Source organism: Sphingobacterium thermophilum (genome assembly GCF_039541675.1).
Lineage (GTDB): Bacteria > Bacteroidota > Bacteroidia > Sphingobacteriales > Sphingobacteriaceae > Sphingobacterium > Sphingobacterium thermophilum.
In genome coordinates this window covers 32,662-49,199 of record NZ_BAABGR010000020.1, presented here as the reverse complement: position 1 = coordinate 49,199, position 16,538 = coordinate 32,662, and the positions used below count along the sequence as shown (strand labels likewise).

At 42.8% G+C, this 16,538-nt stretch carries 18 protein-coding genes; 10 read left to right on the top strand and 8 right to left on the bottom strand.

Going from position 1 to position 16,538, the window contains the following annotated elements; genetic code table 11:
- Nucleotides 1-107 precede the first annotated feature (107 nt).
- Nucleotides 108-377, top strand: coding sequence for a hypothetical protein (locus ABD873_RS09115; RefSeq protein WP_345067595.1), 270 nt, complete (start codon nt 108-110; stop codon nt 375-377).
- Between the two features lie 209 nt (nt 378-586).
- Here ABD873_RS09115 and ABD873_RS09110 read toward each other — a convergent pair whose 3' ends face one another.
- Nucleotides 587-1,372 (bottom strand): phytanoyl-CoA dioxygenase family protein, encoded by a 786-nt coding sequence (locus tag ABD873_RS09110; protein WP_345067592.1) that lies wholly within the window; start codon nt 1,370-1,372, stop codon nt 587-589.
- A 455-nt stretch (nt 1,373-1,827) separates the two neighbouring features.
- Complete coding sequence (locus ABD873_RS09105) at nt 1,828-2,583, bottom strand: DUF3667 domain-containing protein (RefSeq protein WP_345067589.1); 756 nt, start codon at nt 2,581-2,583, stop codon at nt 1,828-1,830.
- Nucleotides 2,584-2,721: 138 nt separating this feature from the next.
- On the opposite strand from ABD873_RS09105, the gene ABD873_RS09100 reads away from it, so the two are divergent.
- Nucleotides 2,722-4,113: a LutB/LldF family L-lactate oxidation iron-sulfur protein gene (locus tag ABD873_RS09100; protein ID WP_345067586.1), complete on the top strand. Its 1,392-nt coding sequence runs from the start codon at nt 2,722-2,724 to the stop codon at nt 4,111-4,113.
- Nucleotides 4,114-4,166: 53 nt separating this feature from the next.
- On the opposite strand, the gene serS is transcribed toward ABD873_RS09100, so the two are convergent.
- Nucleotides 4,167-5,438 carry a serine--tRNA ligase gene (gene serS / locus ABD873_RS09095; RefSeq protein WP_345067583.1) on the bottom strand — a complete coding sequence of 424 codons (1,272 nt, stop codon included), beginning with the start codon at nt 5,436-5,438 and terminating at the stop codon, nt 4,167-4,169.
- 251 nt (nt 5,439-5,689) lie between these two features.
- Nucleotides 5,690-6,136, bottom strand: coding sequence for a hypothetical protein (locus ABD873_RS09090; RefSeq protein WP_345067580.1), 447 nt, complete (start codon nt 6,134-6,136; stop codon nt 5,690-5,692).
- A gap of 114 nt (nt 6,137-6,250) precedes the next feature.
- Here ABD873_RS09090 and rsmI point away from each other — a divergent pair, with 114 nt between their 5' ends.
- From rsmI to ABD873_RS09070, 4 genes are read left to right on the top strand one after another with little or no spacing between them, the layout of a single operon-like run.
- A complete protein-coding gene (gene rsmI / locus ABD873_RS09085; RefSeq protein WP_345067577.1) occupies nt 6,251-6,916 on the top strand; it encodes a 16S rRNA (cytidine(1402)-2'-O)-methyltransferase in 666 nt (221 codons plus the stop codon).
- A 22-nt stretch (nt 6,917-6,938) separates the two neighbouring features.
- Nucleotides 6,939-7,676, top strand: a complete 738-nt coding sequence (locus tag ABD873_RS09080; RefSeq protein ID WP_345067574.1) for a PH domain-containing protein — start codon at nt 6,939-6,941, stop codon at nt 7,674-7,676.
- A 7-nt stretch (nt 7,677-7,683) separates the two neighbouring features.
- A complete protein-coding gene (gene lnt / locus ABD873_RS09075; RefSeq protein ID WP_345067571.1) occupies nt 7,684-9,303 on the top strand; it encodes an apolipoprotein N-acyltransferase in 1,620 nt (539 codons plus the stop codon).
- Between the two features lie 26 nt (nt 9,304-9,329).
- Nucleotides 9,330-10,463 carry a cysteine desulfurase family protein gene (locus ABD873_RS09070; protein ID WP_345067568.1) on the top strand — a complete coding sequence of 378 codons (1,134 nt, stop codon included), beginning with the start codon at nt 9,330-9,332 and terminating at the stop codon, nt 10,461-10,463.
- A 53-nt stretch (nt 10,464-10,516) separates the two neighbouring features.
- On the opposite strand, the gene ABD873_RS09065 is transcribed toward ABD873_RS09070, so the two are convergent.
- Together ABD873_RS09065 and ABD873_RS09060 are read right to left on the bottom strand one after the other, a co-directional pair.
- Entirely contained in the window at nt 10,517-10,933 is a 417-nt protein-coding gene (locus ABD873_RS09065) for a copper resistance protein NlpE (protein WP_039054013.1), read from the bottom strand.
- Nucleotides 10,934-10,993: 60 nt separating this feature from the next.
- Nucleotides 10,994-11,329 carry a tetratricopeptide repeat protein gene (locus tag ABD873_RS09060; protein ID WP_345067561.1) on the bottom strand — a complete coding sequence of 112 codons (336 nt, stop codon included), beginning with the start codon at nt 11,327-11,329 and terminating at the stop codon, nt 10,994-10,996.
- 134 nt (nt 11,330-11,463) lie between these two features.
- On the opposite strand from ABD873_RS09060, the gene ABD873_RS09055 reads away from it, so the two are divergent.
- The 4 genes from ABD873_RS09055 (at nt 11,464) to ABD873_RS09040 (ending at nt 15,327) form a co-directional block, all read left to right on the top strand.
- Nucleotides 11,464-12,204, top strand: coding sequence for an electron transfer flavoprotein subunit beta/FixA family protein (locus ABD873_RS09055; protein WP_039054011.1), 741 nt, complete (start codon nt 11,464-11,466; stop codon nt 12,202-12,204).
- A gap of 20 nt (nt 12,205-12,224) precedes the next feature.
- Nucleotides 12,225-13,199, top strand: a complete 975-nt coding sequence (locus ABD873_RS09050) for an electron transfer flavoprotein subunit alpha/FixB family protein (RefSeq protein ID WP_345067556.1) — start codon at nt 12,225-12,227, stop codon at nt 13,197-13,199.
- Between the two features lie 105 nt (nt 13,200-13,304).
- The gene (locus tag ABD873_RS09045; RefSeq protein ID WP_345067553.1) at nt 13,305-13,937 is read left to right on the top strand and encodes a bifunctional nuclease family protein; all 633 of its coding nucleotides are present in this window, start codon (nt 13,305-13,307) and stop codon (nt 13,935-13,937) included.
- A 10-nt stretch (nt 13,938-13,947) separates the two neighbouring features.
- Entirely contained in the window at nt 13,948-15,327 is a 1,380-nt protein-coding gene (locus tag ABD873_RS09040; RefSeq protein WP_345067550.1) for a nucleoside permease, read from the top strand.
- Between the two features lie 59 nt (nt 15,328-15,386).
- On the opposite strand, the gene ABD873_RS09035 is transcribed toward ABD873_RS09040, so the two are convergent.
- Nucleotides 15,387-15,890 (bottom strand): hypothetical protein, encoded by a 504-nt coding sequence (locus ABD873_RS09035; protein WP_345067547.1) that lies wholly within the window; start codon nt 15,888-15,890, stop codon nt 15,387-15,389.
- A gap of 101 nt (nt 15,891-15,991) precedes the next feature.
- Nucleotides 15,992-16,531 (bottom strand): C40 family peptidase, encoded by a 540-nt coding sequence (locus tag ABD873_RS09030; protein ID WP_039054010.1) that lies wholly within the window; start codon nt 16,529-16,531, stop codon nt 15,992-15,994.
- Nucleotides 16,532-16,538 lie beyond the last annotated feature (7 nt).

Here is a 16,538-nt window from a genome sequence, read left to right as displayed (position 1 = left end):
GATCTGCTCCGGTCTGAATCGTTTCCCTTTCATAATATACTGTTAAAGTTATCAATCATTTTTCTATTCTCTAACAGTCTTTTTTTCAGGGGAGCTTACATGAGCAAATGAATATTTCCTTTGATCCTAGAAATTTAATCCCCCTTGAAGAGATGGGAACGATTTACCCAACCCTTCGCTTGACCGATAATTGGGGAATTCTCAAAGTCAACAAAGGAGCGTTAATAAGCATCAACTGGGACAAAATTACTCTTAGTCGCCCAACGAAAATTGCCCGACAAACCATTGAAGGAGATGGCTGGTTATTGCAACTAAACGAAAATTATTCCTTCGAATTAGATGAAAAGAACCATATATATGGAATTCGAAAAAACTAGATTCCGATAGCTTTATAGGAAAATTGTTCACTGTGAGAAACTAACCTATCTTATTTCCGGAGATAAAAAAGAATAAAAGTTGGGGTCTGAATTATAAAATGATAACTTTTTAGTAGGCTTGGCAAATTAGTCAAGACACCTATTTTCAAAATCTTCATCATAAATCAAAGAGGCTGCTGCATAGCAGCCTCTTTCACTCTAAATATATTTTAGAACTCACCAATTGCTAGACGTATGGCTTCTTCCACTGGAGCATAACTATTATCATTGCCCGCAATGCATAATTCGCCTTTTAACAACAAAGGCGGTTGCGCCATAAACTTAGGGTTGACGCCATGATGTGCTTGGGCAGCATGTACCAAAAAAGGATGACAAAGATAAATCGTACCCGCCTTACCTGTGGCCATCACTTCTTTTCTCTTAGGCAACTCGTCTAACTTGTTTGCGATTTCCATAAAAGAAAGTCCTTTATCCCCTTCTGTGGCCAGTAGTCTCGCCACATCCATATGCGAACCTTCGTAAAGAATGGTAGGTGCGTCATTTTCAGCAACATCCGAATACAATACCAGCATCAGCAAGGCACGGCCTTTTGACTTGATGTTGGCACGCCATTCGAAGTAGTTATTCGGGTCATCACCCGGAAAACTAACGTCTACATGCTTGCCGGTATCAATTGGCTGCTTCGCTGCAGGAAACCTTACCGGAAATGTGCCCACACTGCGGCAAGGAATCCATTTATCTGCACCTATCAACTGATCAAACGCCGTATGTAACGTGGGATTGTTTACCGATTCGACAAAAGGCTCTGCCGTATACATTCCCAGACGAATTACAGGCTCCGTCCAGGTGGAAGAGTCTGTTCTGTCACAAGGTAAATCCTTCCACAGTATATCCAAAGCTGCCTCTGCTATTTGCTTGGAAAATGCGTTATCTATACGAACAAAACCGCTATGAATAAATTGCTCTATTTCCTTTTTACTTAATAATTCTGCCATAATACTACTTTAAAACCAATCTCATCAAGCTACAATCCTAGCAGCCGATGAATTCGGCTAGGGTTAACGATAAAATGAATAAATATAATAGGGAATCTGTACGCCTTACATCAATAAAGCGCTATGCTAATGAACTAAGCAGAAAAAGGAAATTAAAGCATTACAGTCATTCTCATAATACTTCAAAAGTAAAAAAATATCCTTAAACAACCAAATTAAACCACTACAACAAAGACGAAGTATTTTTGAATACGTAGGGGCATAGAATATCTTCGCAAAGGCCATGAAGCTAAAGCCTGCAAATGGAGTATAATTCCCTTTAGACAAAAGCAGTTCCTGAAAGCATATGCCTATAGGTCATTTTAAATCAAGCTCCCCCACCGCATCGCTATTTCATTTCTTTGTTTATTACACTTTAAGAATAGAGGCAATGTAAAAGAGGTTTTATGTAAAGGCTAACCTTTTTTCGCCACAAAAATTCCTATCAACAAGATGAGAAAAAGCACGATTTCCGCAATGACCATGAAGCAAAAGCCTACAAAACGGAGGAAAATACCCTTTTGGGAATAGTAATTCTTAAAAGCCTGATAGAAAGAAAGGTTAGTATAAACGGCTACTGCTAGGAATTGTCCCCATCCCAACAAAGAGTCCAAGAAAGAGACCTTAAGCAACTCCAAAGGCTCTAAGATTCGCCCAAGGATAAATACTATCAGCACACCGATGAATGCCAGTACGGTGACAATAACATGTTCCAAATAATTCAGTTTGGCTCTTCGGTACAGCAGGAAGCTGTTTAATGAAATTACAGGCACAAAAGCGATGAGCACAAACTTGCTATAGTGCGTCAAAAAGTCGTTAATGCCCGTCTGATCTTCCACCTCTGGCCCCTTCAGCTGGGGAAATAAGCTGCCATTCAACTTTCCTACCAGCGAATAAAAACCGACGAGCAACAAAATCAAATAGAAAAAGTTGTAAAAGTTCTTTCTTTTTCCTGCGATATAATCCAAAGCGGCATAACCGGGACGCACCAGCACCTGCTTTAAGGTGAAAATCAGCCCTTTGTCGAGGTGAAACATGCCATGCACCACATCGTGGGCAATAAAATGAGAAAAAGAAAGCCTGTGGGTATCCGCACTTTGCCCACAGTTCGAACAATATTTCCCTGTTATTTCGTGGTTACAGTTCAGACAGGTAGAGGTATGATAATCCATATAAAAGTTAACGGTTTGGCAATACAAAAATAGAATTTATTAACAATTAGTGGTACAACTATAATAAATACATTATCTTTAAATGTTGGTTGGTAAGAGGCCAGCGTTTATTTTTGCAAAAGATTAAGTAGAGTCAGCATGGCGCAAAGTACCGCAAATAAATTTTTAGAAGACAGCTCAGCCAAATCATTCGATTTACGCCACCGTGAAATTATCACAAACAATATAGACAAGTACAATACCGCTTTCGAGAGGGGCAAAAGTAAGTTTTACGACCTTTCCAACTCCAAGAAGAAGGCAAACTTGATAAAGTGGCGTACCATCGAAAACCTTGACCGATACTTAATCGACTTTGAAGCGCGCTTCACAGCCAATGGCGGTAAAGTTATCTGGGCCAACGACGCCGAAGAGGCCCGCCAAGAGATCTGGAAAATCTTCGAAATGCACAACGCCAAGACGGTAGTCAAGTCCAAATCCATGGCTACGGAAGAGATAGAGCTCAACCACTTTTTGGAGAAGAAAGGCATTAGGCCTGTAGAAAGTGACCTCGGCGAATATATTATCCAGCTGTTGGACCAGAAGCCCTACCACTTTGTGACTCCGGCCATGCACCTCAGCCTTGAAGAGATTGCCAAACTGTTCCACGAAAAGTTTGATACCCCTCTGGATGCCACGGCCGAGCAACTTACCATGAAAGCACGCGAGCTTCTACGCGAAAAATATACATCAGCAGATATAGGAATTACGGGAGCGAACTTCCTGATAGCCGACACAGGAAGCATTGCCATCACCGAAAATGAAGGCAACGCAAGGCTGACGACCACTTTTCCGAAAGTACATATCTCCGTGGTAGGGATAGAAAAGATTATTCCTAGCATGACGGACTTAGACCTTTTCTGGCCTTTGTTGGCTACCCACGGCACAGGACAAAACCTGACCGTATACAACACCCTTCTTAGCGGTCCCCGTAAAGAGGACGAAAGCGATGGTCCGGAAGAGATGTATGTAGTACTGCTGGACAACGGCCGTACCAACGTATTGCAAAAGAAAGAACAAAGACAAGGACTGTATTGTATTCGTTGTGGCGCCTGTCTCAACGTATGTCCTATTTACCAGAACATTGGAGGCCACACCTATGAGACCACCTACCAAGGTCCTATAGGGTCTTTAATCTCCCCACATCTCAAAGGCATGAAAGAGTTCAAGCACCTTTCGTATGCTTCCAGCCTTTGCGGCAAATGTACGGAGGTATGCCCTGCCGGCATAGACATCCAAAAGATGTTGTTGCTCAACCGCAGAGATGCCGTACAAGAGAAGCTGACAGAAAAAAACGAACAAAGGATGTGGAAAGGATTTACCTACGCCATCAAAAAGAGAAAACTCATAGACTTCTTTGGCGGCAAATTCAAAAACTTCATAATGCGTAAGTTTTTCCGCAAAGCATGGGGGCCATGGCGCAATCTGCCGCAGTTCCCAGACAAATCTTTCGCACAGCAGTGGAAAGAACAGCAGAAAAATAAAGACAAATAAAAAGGTGATTATCGCTAATCACCTTTTTTATCTATTAACTTGAAATGTACTTCTTAGTCTATATACTCAAATCCTGTGTAAGGCACCAATGCAGCAGGAATCTTAATTCCCTTTTCCGACTGGTTGTTTTCCAAGATTGCAGCGACGATACGTGGCAAAGCCAAGGCAGAGCCGTTCAAGGTATGTGCCAGCTGCATCTTGCCTTCTGCATTTCTGAAACGTACCTTTAGACGATTGGATTGGAACGTTTCGAAGTTGGATACCGAAGATACTTCCAGCCAACGCTCCTGCGCTGCCGAAAATACTTCCATGTCATAAGTCAAGGCCGACGTGAAGCTCATGTCACCCCCGCAAAGGCGCAGCACACGATATGGCAGTTCCAATTTCTGCAACAGACCCTGCACATACTGGCTCATCTCTTCCAGCACTTCGTATGACTTATCCGGATGCACAATCTGAACGGCCTCAACCTTATCGAACTGATGAAGGCGGTTCAGTCCACGTACATGCGCTCCATAAGAGCCGGCCTCACGGCGGAAACAAGGTGTATAAGCACAATGCTTGACAGGAAATTGTTCTTCCTTAAGGATTACGTCACGATACAGATTGGTTACCGGAACTTCCGCCGTAGGGATCAGATAGAGGTCGTCGTTAGTGACGTGGTACATCTGCCCCTCTTTGTCCGGCAGCTGGCCTGTTGCGAAAGCTGACGCCTCATTTACCACTACCGGCACTTGCACTTCGGTATAGCCCGCCTTTGCGGCCTCATCTAAGAAAAAGTTTATCAAAGCACGCTGTAGACGAGCCCCCTTACCTTTATAAACAGGGAATCCAGCTCCCGTAACTTTTACGCCCAACTCCAAATCAACGATATCGTATTTGGTCAACAGCTCCCAGTGTGGCAACTTGCTTTCTGACAGTGTTGGAATCTCGCCATGAGTCAATACTACCTCATTGTCTTCCGCTGTCAAACCTTTAGGCACCGAAGTGTGCGGCAGGTTAGGCAACAAGACAATCTTGTCGTTTAGCTGCTTCTCTACTTCGGAAAGCTGTTCGGTCAGCTGCTTTATTTTCTCCTTATATCCGGACGACTTCGCTTTGATTGCTTCCGCTTCTTCCTTCTTACCTTGACGCATCAGATCCCCAATTTGTTTAGCCGAAGCATTAGCCTCTGCAGCGATGGAATCCGACTCATTTTGAATTTTGCGGCGCTGCTCATCTAGACTGATGATCTCATCAACCAAAGCTACATCTTTAAAGTTCTTTACAGCCAATCTTTCGATGACTGTATCCCTGTTTTCACGGATATAATTTAACTGCAACATACTTTTTTGAGTTTATGAGGACAAAGATAAGAACTGATAATGATAATCCATGACTTAGACGATATAAATAAAAGGAAATAATAGTGTAGCATACATGCATTTTCAACCGTCTTATAAAAAGAATAGAGTAAAAATTTTCCATCACACTTTCCTCAAAAGACTTAGACCTTATGTTTAAGTCTTTATTTTTTATAAAAAAGCACCTTCAACAAAAAGCTGAAGGTGCCTCATATTTCACATCTACCATATAATTATCTTTTTCTCTTCTTTGTCCCTTCGTGTTCAGATACTACAACAGATGTGGCCTTTTGCAAATAATGCGGAGCTACTTCTAAAATTGCGACATCTTCCTTCGTAATCTGTCTAAAATTCTTATAGGTTGCCGGCCAGCCTTTTACCGTGATAGTGGTGGCTCCACTTTTCGTTTCCGATTCAAATGTAGGCTCTATCAAGACGTCGGCATTATGTTGCTTTATCAAATCTCTTATAACATTATTCTTAGCCATTTCCATCGTGATTACCTTTGTATAAGTACGTGTCAATTGTTGCTTATTTGGCTGTACTTCAAGATCAGCCAATACCGGAACATGAATTACACCAGGTCCAATAATATCCATCGACTTTAAAGTTCCTGATTTTATAGTTGAACAAGAAGTTAAAGCTGTAGCAGCTAACACAATTAAAAAGATTTTTTTCATAGAATAATATTTTTAGTTTGGTAGTGCAAGTTTAAGCTCTTAAAAGCTTTTCTCCTTACGGGAAACCGGAATGGAGTTAAATTAAAACAAGAATAAAAATACTTACCTTTGACTATGCTCTATTTAGTACCAACGCCTATCGGCAATTTGGAGGATATGACCTTTCGTGCGATACGCATCCTGAAAGAGTCTGATATTATTCTGGCGGAAGATACACGCACCAGTGCGCCGCTGCTCAAACATTTCGGTATCGAGAAAAAGGTTTTCGCGCATCACCAACACAATGAGCATAAGGCTGTAGCAGAGATCATCAGGTTTCTGAAAGAAGGACAAACAATATCTCTGATATCTGATGCCGGCACACCAGCCATTTCGGACCCCGGATTTTTATTGGTCCGTGAGGCTATCAAAGAAGGCATAGAAGTGCAATGTCTTCCTGGTCCTACAGCATTCGTTCCTGCCTTAGTAAGTTCGGGACTTCCCAACGACCGCTTCTGTTTTGAGGGTTTCCTTCCCGTAAAAAAGGGAAGACAGACGCGCCTGAAACAGCTAGTAGAGGAAAAGCGTACCATGATCTTCTACGAATCTCCTCACCGACTGCTGAAAACTATAGAAGAGTTTATCACCTATTTCGGTGCCGAACGTCCGGCTTCCATTTCTCGTGAGCTCAGCAAACTCTACGAAGAGACCATACGCGGAACACTGGCAGAACTAAAATTACATTTCGAAAACAACCCGATTAAGGGAGAATTTGTATTTTGTGTTGCAGGAGCAGAATAATGGTTCAATTATTTATCTCGACATGATGAGCTTAGACAAATTCTTACAGGACGGCCAAGACCCGAAAATTGTAGAAAAGATATACGGCAAGATTGTAGATATGCTTATGCACAATGAAAGCATACACTACATCGCCGTACAGAAAAAGCCGGCGGTAACATTGCTTCCCGACAGCATTACCATCAGCAACAAAAGGATTTTCCTTTGTGAATTCACTAAGTTGGGATTAGCTACCAATTTTGAAATTTTCGACTGGAAGGAGATCAAAGACATCGCCTTCAAGGAAGAGATTTTCGGCTCTAAAATCACAGTCATTCCTTTCACGGGAGAAAATCTTAGTATAGATTATATCCCTAAGGTGCAGGCGCGTCGTCTCTATCAGCTCATAAAAGAAGCTTTAGAAGAAATCAAAGCCGGAGGTGATGAAGATTATAAAGAAACATCTGCCACGGAGGCCAGACCTGTTACCATGCCGCTCCGTGAAGTTCCGACTCAGGAGAATCCGACAGGCAAGCCGACGGCAGCTGCACCACAGCCAGACACCTATATGTCACCACCAGCGACACAGGATCATACATACGTTACTCCGTCACCAACCTTTGTTCCTCCGGCGGCAGAAAAAACTGTCGCTGCTGTAGAAGAAGAAGAAGAGGATGAGCTGACAAGAAAGCTCAAAAAGCTGAAAAGCCTTTACGACAAACAATTAATCACACAGGCAGAATACGAAAGTAAAAAAGCTGAACTTTTATCGAAGTTATAATATTCACGTGAAACAGAATTATCTATTGGCGCTGTTAAGTGCCTTCATATTGTGGTTAGGCTGGCCGCCCGTACCGTACAGCAGTCCGCTGCTACTCATAGGCTTGGTTCCTCTTTTAGTGGCCACAGAAAATATTATCCGCAGCGAATTTACGAGGAAAGGAAGCAAAATATTTACTACCGCCTTTCTCACGGGCTTCGTATGGAATACCGCATCCATCTATTGGGTGTTCAACGCCATGCACGCCTACCTGCCGGCATGGGTATCCTTACTGATAGCGCTGATACCTTTCGGCTTAGCTCCCCTACTCATGGCAACCGCCTTCCGCCTTTATTACGAACTGCGTAAAAGACAAAATATACTTATCAGCTTTCTGGGACTTATCTCTTTTTGGATAGGGTACGAATACCTACATCAGAGCTGGGATTTGGCGTTTCCTTGGATGACTTTAGGCAACGGCTTTGCCAATTTTCATCAACTAGTACAGTGGTATTCCTATACTGGCGTATACGGCGGTACACTATGGATTTGGACTGTCAACATTTTGGTTTTTCTCTTCTATTGGCAAAAGAAACACCAAATTCAAGCTTACTCCCAAAAACTAATCGGACTTTTGATTGCCACAATAACAATCATTCCCATTGCTGTGTCGCTTGTCCAATACAGCACCTATGAAGAGCCTGCCAACCCTTCACAAGTTGTGGTCGTACAACCCAACATAGATCCATACGGCAAATACGGATATATCGCTCCGGAGGAACAGCTGGAAAACCTTATCCGTCTGTCGGAAAGCGTGGCCCAGCCGAATACGGAATTTTTTATATGGCCGGAAACGGCAATCTCTTCTCGCGGTGGCATCAACGAAGAAGATTTCCGTCAATATCCGGCATACGAGAGGATAGTAAGCTTCTTGGGCAAGTATTTCAACGGAAACGTTTTATCCGGCATTGAGAGCTATGCCCTCTACGACGACAAAAAGACGCCAACAGCACGACCTTTAGGAGATAAATATGTAGACAGTTTCAACAGCTCTACCCTGATAGACGGCTCCAGCAAACTACAATATTACCACAAGTCCAAGCTGGTACCCGGCGTAGAGCAGATGCCTTTCGGAAAGATTTTGGCCTTTATGACACCTCTGTTCGAACATTTCGGTGGTACTACCGGAGGCTACGGCAAAGATACTGAACCTAGGGTGCTGTATGCTCAAAGCGGTATAGGTGTAGCGCCTACCATCTGTTACGAATCTATATGGGGAAATTACGTGAGTGAATATGTCAAGAAGGGGGCACAATTTATCGCGGTAATGACCAATGACGGATGGTGGAAAGATACCTCCGGCAAAGATCAGCATATGGCCTACGCCAAATTACGCGCCATAGAAAATCGCCGATGGGTAGCACGCTCCGCCAACACCGGCATCTCCGGCTTTATCAATCAACGTGGAGACGTGGTGCAACATACCGCTTGGTGGGTGCCTGCAGCAATTAGCCAGGAAATTAATCTGAATGACGAACGAACATTTTATACCGAACACGGCGATATTATAGTCTTTATCGCATTGGCAGGATGTTTGGCCGCATTCTTTCTGATAATTCTTTCGAAGTTCAAAAAAATGTTCAATTAAAAATATCTATTCCCTAATTTTGCCCAATGCAAATATATTTAGATAACGCAGCGACAACTCCCTTAGATCCAGAGGTCATCGACGTGATGGTGGAAGCCATGAAGGAACATTTCGGCAACCCATCCTCCATTCATTCGCACGGCCGTCAGGTTAAAACTTTGGTAGAAAAAGCCAGAAAGACAGTAGCACATCTGCTACATGCCACCCCTGCCGAAATATTCTTCACTTCGGGAGGTACAGAGGCAGACAACATGGCTATCGTCCGCTCTATAGAAGCATACGGCATCCAACATGCCATCACATCTCCTTTAGAGCACCATGCCGTGCTACACACTTTCGAACAACTCGAAAAGGACGGCAAAATCCAGCTGCATTATGTCAACATCGACGAAAAAGGAAATGTGGACCTAGCTCATTTGGAAGAGCTCCTGTCTTCACTTCCTAAAACGCTGGTATCGCTTATGCATGCCAACAACGAAATCGGCAATCTACTGGATATCAAAAAGGTTTCGGCCCTATGCAAAGAATATAATGCCCTTTTCCACTCGGACACGGTGCAGACTATGGGACACTATCCACATGACCTGACCGACCTGAAAATTGACTTCATTACTGCTGCTGGCCATAAATTCCACGGTCCTAAAGGAGTAGGATTTATATATATCAATTCGAATAATAAAATTAAACCGTTGATTTACGGTGGGGCACAAGAACGCAACATGCGTGGTGGAACGGAAAACGTGTACGGCATCGTGGGAATAGCCAAAGCGTTAGAAATTGCTTACCGCGATATGCACAAGCACCAAACCTACATACAATCCCTTAAAGATTATATGATTGAAAAGCTAAAGGAAAACATTCCTAATGTGGCCTTCAACGGAAATATCGAAGCAGACAAATCCCTATACACGGTGTTGAACGTTTCGTTGCCATGTACCAATATGAACGACATGCTGCTGTTCAACCTAGATATCGCCGGCATTTCGGCATCAGGAGGAAGTGCCTGCAGCTCCGGATCGGATATAGGCTCTCATGTGTTGCGTGCCATTAAAGCCGACCCGAACAGGCCTTCGGTGCGATTCTCCTTCAGCAAATACAATACAAAAGAAGAAATCGACATTACCGTAGCAAAACTTAAAGAAATTTGCGAACATCCATAAAAGTAAAAAGGGCTAAGTTTTTAGCCCTTTTTACTTTTATATTTCAAACAAAGCTATTCTATCCTACCTAAGATATATTGATCCGCGAGATCTCCCTTGATTTCATTTCCTGTCAGATCCAACTGCACTAACTTATCTCTTTCAACTCTATATTGGTAGTCTACTCCTTTAAGACTTAACTTATCGTCCTTTATATCCCATTTGCCTTCTTTGACAAACAAATCGTCGGATTTTCCTTCGTACATATATCGTAATGTATACGTATGATCGCGATGAAGCTCTAAATGGGTGTTTATAGACTCACAATCTACACAAGGCAGCTGCCCGAAGTATAAACCTACAATATTGGCAGTAAGAGACTCCATGGTTTCACTGCTATCTTTGGCGGAAACCTTCTTTTGATTGTTGACACAACCTAATGCCAATGCGCCCAATTCCAAAAACAACAGTATATATAGGAAGACTCTCATGATACGAAAGTCTTCTCAAAAAAGATACCAATCTCAATTTTGGAATTGTAAAAATTTGATTTAAAAATCTTCGTCCTCATCATCAAGGCCTAGAAGCTGATTCAATGCGCCCATAAGTTCTCCTTTGGCATGGTGATTTCGAAGTTGGGTAGCTATATCTATTCCGCGACGGTAGATTTCTTCCGCCTGCTGGCTTTCTCCTAACCGTTCCAAAAATTTCCCGAAGTGGTAATAGGTTCCTACATAATCCGGAAATGTCTGCACCAGATGCTCAAACCCTGCTCTTGTCTTGGAATCGTCCCCCAGCTTTTGGTATTCCAACGTCAAAGCATAATATAAAAATGGATCGTTAGGGCTCTCTTTAAGAAATTCCTCCAACTGCGCTATTCTGTTCATACTACAAAAATACAGCTACCGTCGGGATGAGCAAAAAAAGCAGAATAATTTATTATGCAAGCATAGGAAAATTAAAAATTATCATTATATTTGGTAATAAACTTAAAGAACTATAAATCTAAATTAAGCAGGTCATGAATATATTAGTCTGTATAAGTAATGTACCGGATACAACGACAAAGATTACTTTTACCAATAACAATCAGGAATTTAACACTTCCGGAGTACAATACATTATCAATCCATACGATGAGATCGCTTTATCCAAAGCCATAGATTTAGCAGGAGGAGGAGCCAATGGTACTGTTACGGTCATCACTGTGGGTGACAGCAGTACAGAGCCTACAATCCGTAAAGCTTTAGCTACGGGAGCGGATAAGGCTGTACGCGTAAACGCAACCCCTGCTGACGCTTGGTTCGTCGCGCATCAGATTGCGGATTACGCCAAAAAGAACAACTTTGATCTTATCCTTACAGGCCGTGAATCCATAGACTATAATGGTGCTCAGGTAGCTGCTATTTTAGGAGAACTGTTAAATATCCCTTCTGTTTCGGTGGCCAAAGGGCTCTCCATAGAAAATGGTCAAGCCACTGTAGAAAGAGAAATCGAAGGCGGCAAAGAAGTGCTGAGCAGCTCTCTTCCATTGGTGGTAGGTACAGCGGAAGGTGTAGCTGAGCCTAAAATTCCTAATATGCGCGGCATCATGGCGGCACGTACCAAACCGTTGGAAGTGATTGAACCGATAGAAGTGACACCTGTTGTCAAAGTGAAAAGCTATGACACTCCTCCAGCGCGCGGCAACGTGAAGCTGATTAGTGAAGATAACATTCAGGAGCTTATTCAATTGTTACACACAGAAGCTAAAGTTATTTAACCCTTAAAGAAGAGAACAACATGTCAGTACTTGTATATATAGAGAATACAAACGGAGAGTTGAAAAAGTCAGCCTTCGAGGCGGCAAGCTATGCGAAAGAAGTTGCCGATCTGTTAAACACGGAAGCGATAGCAGTGTCTATCGGTGATGTAGACAGACAGGCTCTATCCTCTTTGGGAAATTGTGGCGTCACCAAAGTATTCCATGTCAGCCAGGATAATCTGAAAAATTTTGTCAACCAGGCTTATGCTTCCATAGTCGCACATATAGCCAAAGAGCAAAAAGCTACCGTGGTAGTCTTTTCCAATACTTTTAGTGGAAAAGGGTTAGCCCCTCGTGTTGCAACAAAACTAAATGCAGCGTTGGTAGCCGGAGCCATTACCTTGCCTACCATCACAGGAGAGCAGTTCGCACTTAAGAGGAATGCATTCTCCAATAAAGCTATTGCTACCGTCACCGTGGAGACGCCTGTAAAAGTAATCACCATAAACCCTAACTCCTTCGCGGTGAAAGAGACGGGAGGCACAGCGCAGGTGGAAGACTATAGCGCACCGGTGGGCGGCGAAGATTTCAGCACCATAGTCAAAGATATCGTACGTGCTACAGACAAGATCTCCCTTCCTGAAGCAGAAATTGTCGTATCTGCAGGACGAGGGCTTAAAGGTCCCGAAAACTGGGGAATGATCGAAGAGCTAGCGTCTGTATTGGGAGCAGCTACAGCATGCTCGAAACCGGTGTCCGATGCGGGCTGGAGACCACATTCCGAACACGTCGGACAGACAGGCCTCGTGGTAAGCCCTAACCTGTACATTGCTATAGGCATCTCAGGAGCTATCCAGCATTTGGCTGGAGTAAGCTCTTCAAAGACCATCGTAGTGATCAACAAAGATCCGGAAGCTCCTTTCTTCAAGGTGGCAGACTACGGCATCGTGGGTGACGCCTTCGTTGTCGTACCTAAACTCATAGAAGCGTTGAAAGTCTATAAAGGGAACTAGTTAAAAGCAAATCCTTAGATATCAAAGTAGTATGTGCAAAAAATGTGCATGCTACTTTTTTTTTGGCGTTAATATTCACATATTTGTACTATTGAAGGTGTTCGGATGAAGAAAATTAAGTTAGATATAGTAGGTTTATCGTATAGCCAGACACAATCGGGGGCTTATGCTCTTGTGTTGGGAGAAGTTAATGGCAATAGAAGATTACCCATCATAATCGGAGGCTTTGAAGCCCAGGCTATTGCTGTAGAAATCGAGAAGATGGTACCTAGCCGTCCGCTGACCCACGATCTTTTCAAATCTTTTGCCGAAACTTTCCATATTTCCATTGACGAGGTTTTGATATACAACCTAGTAGATGGAATATTTTTCGCGAAAATCATTTGCACCAACGGCAATGAAACACATGAAATCGATGCACGCACTTCCGATGCAGTGGCCTTGGCCGTACGTTTCGATTGCCCTATCTATACCTACGACTTCATCATGTCATCAGCAGGAATCGTCATGGAAAACAATGACTTAGCCTTCTTGGAAAATATCAATGCCGTGACTACCGGAGAAAGTCAAGAAGAGGAACCTGCCGAAAAATCTTCCTCACCGAAAGAAACTTCCCCTTATGCCGCTCTATCTATGGAGCAGCTAGAGAGCACTCTTCAGAAAGCTATCGCCAACGAACAATATGAGGTAGCCGCTAAAATTCGTGACGAAATTGAAAAAAGAAAATCATCATTATAATTAAAGCGTTATGTCGATCAAAATAAGACTCACCATCATGAACTTCCTACAGTTCTTTGTATGGGGAGCATGGCTAATTACTATAGCCAACTACTGGTTCGGTACAAAAAATTGGGATGGCACACAATTCGGAGCGATATTTTCCACGATGGGGATAGCATCTCTATTTATGCCGACAATTGTAGGGATAGTGGCAGACCGTTGGGTAAATGCAGAAAAGCTATATGCTCTTCTTCATTTCCTTTACGCTGTATGTCTCATCTACTTGGCAAAGGTGGACCACCCTACCACCTTCTTTACAGTAATGCTCACCGCCATGTGCTGTTATATGCCTACGTTGGCATTATCCAACTCCATAGCGTATAGCTCACTAACCTCTGCCAAGTACGATCTTATCAAAGCCTTCCCTCCTATCCGTGTGTGGGGAACAGTAGGATTCATCATTGCCATGTGGATTACCAATCTTACAGGTAACAAAGCTACAGCCTTTCAATTTTATATTGCAGCTGCTGGCTCCATTACGGTAGCCCTATACGCTCTGTTTATGATTCCAAAATGTCCGCCGCAACGCCTTATCAAGGAGAATGCAAAATGGACAGAAATTTTTGGACTGGAAGCTTTCAAGCTATTCGGAAACTATAAGATGGCGCTGTTCTTTATCTTCTCCATGTTTTTGGGTGCTGCCCTGCAGCTTACCAATGCCTATGGCGATGTCTTCCTCAGTGAATTCGCTTTCTTTCCTAAATATGCGGATTCACTGGTCGTAGAACGCTCCACCATCATTATGTCCATCTCTCAAATCTCCGAAACCCTCTTTATCTTAGCTATTCCTTTCTTCTTGAAACGCTTCGGAATACGTAATGTCATGCTCTTTGCCATGATAGCTTGGGTACTGCGGTTCGGATTATTTGCCTTGGGAAATCCAGCAGAAGGCTTGTGGATGATCATACTCTCCTGCATAGTGTATGGCTTGGCATTCGACTTTTTCAATATCTCTGGTTCTTTATTTGTCGAAAGTTCGACCGACTCCAAGATACGTTCTTCTGCTCAAGGGCTTTTCATGATGATGACCAACGGCTTCGGTGCTGTATTGGGCTCTCAGGTATCAGGATGGCTTATTGACAAATACTTCACTATTCCATATAACAATATTGCTGACCTTTCAGGGCGTCTGGAGACCACGCCGGACAACCCACATCTATTGGATTTTATCAAAAATCAAGGTTCTTCGATATTGGAAGGAGGCATCTTTGATAAGGCTATATTCTTAAAAGACTGGCCAGATATATGGTTGACCTTTGCAGCTTATACGCTGGTAATCGTTATCGCTTTTGCTATTCTCTTCAAGCATAAGCACAACCCTGAAGATCTACAGAAAACAAACCACTAAAAAAAACAGGGACAATCGACGATTGTCCCTGTTTATATTTAATAAAAACTAGTTCCTACTTATTTTCTTGCCTGTGCCTCCGCGATCATGGAGATTACCGCATCGATGGTGGATTTAGCGGCATCTTTCATCTTTGGCGTTCCTGGAAAATCCGCATCCAAAACAACTTCCTTCGACTTTTCTTTATAAGTATATTTTAGAATATAGCGGGGCACCTCTTTACCTTCATCTGCAGAAGCTCTTTTGGTGGTCATATCATTATCCACATTCCAGAATCCAAGCTCCATAGCTTTACGGTGCAGATACAGCAAATCGTCTTTTTTCATCCTTACCGTGTCTTTCATCAGCTTGTTGTCTCTCGTAAGGTATTGGTATACACCGGTCTTTGAATTATAAGTATTGACCATTTCGTCCGGCAAACCATACGTAAGCTCTATAGATTCGAAATCCGCAAAGCGGTAAGGCGCATTTCGTATAATGGATGAATAATATATCCAGCAGTACACGATAAATGGGACAATAATACAGATTGCCAAAAAAATTTTTCTCGATTTACTAATCATCTCGCTTAATTTATTTGGGCAAAAATAAACATTTCAGCACAGAAAAAGGGCTCATCTTCTTCGTTCTGATTTAATTGACAAAAGTATTACCATAGGAGATCTTACATTCGAGGTGTTCCGCAGCGTTTCAAATATTTGTAAAACCAAGATTCTTTCAGGTTGGATATCATGACTCCCCGCTTCGTCGATACATGCACAAACATATCATTATGCAGATAAACGCCTACATGGTCAATTTCCTTTTCTCCAAAAGCGAAAAAAACCAAGTCCCCTTCCTTCAATTGATGGTCATACTTACGCTTCACAATCTCTGCCATCTCGCGCGAGGTGCGCGGAAGTTTCATATTGTACACCCTCTGGAAAAGATTATTGACAAATCCCGAGCAATCTATTCCGCTCTTGTCCTGTCCTCCCAAGCGATGTGGCGTACCTATCCATTCGTCAATATAAGCATATAAAGCCGGATTAAGCTTATGGGGGTGTACATGGAGCAGCTGCGCATAATGGTTACGCACATCTTTATACTCCCGTGGAGAGGATTCCAAAGGATAAGAAGTACGACTGCTGTCCTTTTTGTAAGCTCCACAGGAGCTTATCAGCAGGATAAGGATTATTGCGGAAATATAATGGTAATAGCGCATACCGTTC

Coding starts and splice junctions, on each gene's coding strand:
- ABD873_RS09090 (WP_345067580.1), bottom strand. CDS start 6,136: ATGAAAAAAATCTTTTTAATTGTGTTAGCTGCTACAGCTTTAACTTCT.
- ABD873_RS09035 (WP_345067547.1), bottom strand. CDS start 15,890: ATGATTAGTAAATCGAGAAAAATTTTTTTGGCAATCTGTATTATTGTC.
- ABD873_RS09055 (WP_039054011.1), top strand. CDS start 11,464: ATGAATATATTAGTCTGTATAAGTAATGTACCGGATACAACGACAAAG.
- ABD873_RS09030 (WP_039054010.1), bottom strand. CDS start 16,531: ATGCGCTATTACCATTATATTTCCGCAATAATCCTTATCCTGCTGATA.
- ABD873_RS09105 (WP_345067589.1), bottom strand. CDS start 2,583: ATGGATTATCATACCTCTACCTGTCTGAACTGTAACCACGAAATAACA.
- ABD873_RS09065 (WP_039054013.1), bottom strand. CDS start 10,933: ATGAGAGTCTTCCTATATATACTGTTGTTTTTGGAATTGGGCGCATTG.
- ABD873_RS09115 (WP_345067595.1), top strand. CDS start 108: ATGAATATTTCCTTTGATCCTAGAAATTTAATCCCCCTTGAAGAGATG.
- ABD873_RS09110 (WP_345067592.1), bottom strand. CDS start 1,372: ATGGCAGAATTATTAAGTAAAAAGGAAATAGAGCAATTTATTCATAGC.
- ABD873_RS09080 (WP_345067574.1), top strand. CDS start 6,939: ATGATGAGCTTAGACAAATTCTTACAGGACGGCCAAGACCCGAAAATT.
- ABD873_RS09045 (WP_345067553.1), top strand. CDS start 13,305: ATGAAGAAAATTAAGTTAGATATAGTAGGTTTATCGTATAGCCAGACA.
- serS (WP_345067583.1), bottom strand. CDS start 5,438: ATGTTGCAGTTAAATTATATCCGTGAAAACAGGGATACAGTCATCGAA.
- ABD873_RS09040 (WP_345067550.1), top strand. CDS start 13,948: ATGTCGATCAAAATAAGACTCACCATCATGAACTTCCTACAGTTCTTT.
- ABD873_RS09070 (WP_345067568.1), top strand. CDS start 9,330: ATGCAAATATATTTAGATAACGCAGCGACAACTCCCTTAGATCCAGAG.
- ABD873_RS09100 (WP_345067586.1), top strand. CDS start 2,722: ATGGCGCAAAGTACCGCAAATAAATTTTTAGAAGACAGCTCAGCCAAA.
- ABD873_RS09050 (WP_345067556.1), top strand. CDS start 12,225: ATGTCAGTACTTGTATATATAGAGAATACAAACGGAGAGTTGAAAAAG.
- ABD873_RS09060 (WP_345067561.1), bottom strand. CDS start 11,329: ATGAACAGAATAGCGCAGTTGGAGGAATTTCTTAAAGAGAGCCCTAAC.
- rsmI (WP_345067577.1), top strand. CDS start 6,251: ATGCTCTATTTAGTACCAACGCCTATCGGCAATTTGGAGGATATGACC.